Genomic DNA, 2412 nt, shown 5'->3' with positions numbered 1-2412 from the left:
CTTGAGCAAGAATCCGGGCAGCCGGGGCTCGCCTCGATGCTTGGCTAGGACCGTCGGGTCAAGGTCGCGGTCAGATTGTCGGGGATGAAGAAGCCCCCCTCCGCGACCGACAAGGGTTCCTCGGAGAGCTGTAGCTCGAACTCACTCGTCAGGGCTGAGAGCGCCAGCGTTGCCGAGTGGATGGCGAACTGGCGCCCGATGCACATGCGCGGCCCCGTGCCGAACGGCTTGTAGATATGCGCTGGGCGCGCCTTCACCTCCTCGGGCTGGAACCTGGAGGGACGGAACTCGTGTCGATCCGGTCCCCAGGCCTCGTCGTGGTGAAGAGCTCGGGTAAGCACCGCGGCCCATCCGCCCTTGGCCACATGATGGACACCGCCGACAGTTGCGTCCTCCTTCGCGACCCGCAAGAACGCCGGCGTGGGCGGCCACAGGCGCAACGTCTCGTCGATCACACGCCGCAGAGCGCGCAGCTTGGGCACTTCGGCGAACGTGGGGTACTGCCTTTCGAGCACCTCGGCGGCCTCCTGCCTCACCTCCTCGAGGATCTCGGGGTGGGTGTAGAGGTACATCAACGCGAACGAGATCAATGAGGCGGTCGTGCCGTACCCGGCCACCATGAAGGTGGTGATCTGGTAGCGCACGTTCTCCTCCGGGAGCGTCCGGCCTGTTTCCGGGTCCACGTTCGTCAACATCGCGTCCAACAGGTCGCGCTGCTCGCGGTGGGGGTTGGCCTTGCGCTCTTCGATGACGGCGTCGACCGTCTGGTTCAGCAGCCGCACCCAGCCTTCGAAGTCCGCCCGCCGTTGCTCCTGCAGGTCGGGCGGCAGCACGCTGAACATCAGCGCCTCGACCATGGCGTCAACGTAGGGGTGGCGGCCGGCCTCAGGCCCCATCGTCCCGAAGTCGTATCCGAACCCGGCCCGCCCGATGATGTCGAGCGAGAGCTTCGTGGCCTCACCGCCCACGTCGACAGGTCCGCTCTGCTCCTGCCAGTAGGCGATGAACTGTTCCACCGACTCCCGCATCGGCTCGTGGTAGCGGGCCAGGGCCTCCTTCGAGAACGCCGGCATCAGAACCCGGTGGGCAAGGCCCCAGTTCTCTTCGTCGTTGCGGGCGGTGAAGAGACCATCTCCGGTGATCGGCCTGAACGCTTCCATCCCGAAGCCCGCGAACTTCTCGAACCGACTGTCGTCGAACAGGTCCTTGCACACCTCCGAACCCGAGGCGACGACCATCCCGAACCCCGGCGCCTGGGTCTCGAAGATGGGCCCCAGCTCCTGAGACCAGCTGAACAGCTTCTGCATCGGCTTGACGAAATCTGAGTTGGGAGCGTCGAGCAGCTCAGGGTCTCTGCCCGCAGGGTGCGGGATCGTTCCCAGGCTCCATTCTTCGAGCATCAATCTTCTCCTCTTCGTTGGTCAGCGATCGCGTTCGCTGAAGCTCGCTTCGGCCAAAAGGTCGGCTCCGCCCAGTTCGGCGTGCTGGCGGAGCAGGCGGGCAAGTCGAGCCATGCGTACGGCCATGCGCCGCAGCATCTCCATCCCCTCGGTGTCCTCGAGCACCTCACCCGCGGCGTCGCCGAAGAGCACCGCCGGAAATCCCGAGCCAGGCAGGATCATTCGGTTGAGTAGGAGGTGTTGGAGCAGATAGTTGTACGTCTCGACGTGGGAGTAGCGTCGGCCCGTGACGAACGCACCGCCTACCTTGTTGGTCAGCACCCTGTCGAAGCGCAGGTGTCCGGTACCGATGCGCTCGATGAAGGTCGGCAACGTGGGGCTTGGCCCGAACCCGTGCACCGGTGCCGAGAAGATGACCCCGTCGCAGGCAGCGAGCTTCGGGATCAGCCCTGGAAGCGCGTCGTCGACCTCACACGGCGAGCTGCGGAAATTGCAGTCACCGCACGCTCCGCACGGACGCAGGTCCATGTCCCATACGTTGACGACCTCGAGGTCCACGCCTTCCTCGGCAAGGACGGCCTCGAGGAACCGATAGGCGTGAACCCCGTTGCCGTCGGCTCTCTCGGACCCGTTGATCCCCAAGAACTTGATCCGTTCACCTTGCTCGGCCATAGCCGCAAGCATGTGGAGCCTCAGTAAGGTATCGGTTAACCGCTCGGCCGGCGTTCGCTCTCGCCGTTGACCCCGGCGGGAGACTGTCGGACCAGGAGGCAATGATGCATGTCGTGTTCTACAGGAACCTCAATCTCGGTCACGCCGGGTCGCCGAACCGGGAGCAGCTGGAGGGTGCGCTCGAGCGGGGCGGTGCCTCGCACGTGAAGTCCTTCCAAACGAATGGGACGGTGTTGATCAAGTCCGAGGACCCCGAGGGCGTTGTGGCTGCGGCAGCAAGCGAATTAGCCGCCACTGCAGGGTACGACGACGTAGCCATCGTGAGGCCACTGGCGGACCT

Annotated in this window: 3 protein-coding genes; 1 reads left to right on the top strand and 2 read right to left on the bottom strand. The window is 64.9% G+C overall.

Translation table 11 applies throughout. The features are described from left to right. Window positions 1–44: 44 nt before the first annotated feature. Window positions 45–1400: a cytochrome P450 gene (locus ACFVJS_RS27575; RefSeq protein ID WP_378886734.1), complete on the bottom strand. Its 1356-nt coding sequence runs from the start codon at window positions 1398–1400 to the stop codon at window positions 45–47. Window positions 1401–1421: 21 nt separating this feature from the next. Next, entirely contained in the window at window positions 1422–2072 is a 651-nt protein-coding gene (locus ACFVJS_RS27570) for a flavodoxin family protein (RefSeq protein WP_378886733.1), read from the bottom strand. 104 nt (window positions 2073–2176) lie between these two features. Between ACFVJS_RS27570 and ACFVJS_RS27565 the strand changes: the two genes are divergently transcribed. Continuing rightward, window positions 2177–2412: DUF1697 domain-containing protein (locus ACFVJS_RS27565; RefSeq protein ID WP_378886732.1), on the top strand; the 236-nt coding region annotated here is incomplete at its 3' end.

The organism is Nocardioides sp. NPDC057772 (genome assembly GCF_042798075.1).
In the GTDB taxonomy this organism is placed as follows: domain Bacteria; phylum Actinomycetota; class Actinomycetes; order Propionibacteriales; family Nocardioidaceae; genus Nocardioides.
The sequence above is the reverse complement of the archived record's forward strand: the minus strand, read 5'-3'. Positions and strand labels throughout refer to the sequence as shown.

What these genes read in the sequence shown, in the direction of transcription:
- ACFVJS_RS27575 (WP_378886734.1), bottom strand. Translation starts at nt 1,400, where the DNA reads ATGCTCGAAGAATGGAGCCTGGGAACGATCCCGCACCCTGCGGGCAGA.
- ACFVJS_RS27570 (WP_378886733.1), bottom strand. Translation starts at nt 2,072, where the DNA reads ATGGCCGAGCAAGGTGAACGGATCAAGTTCTTGGGGATCAACGGGTCC.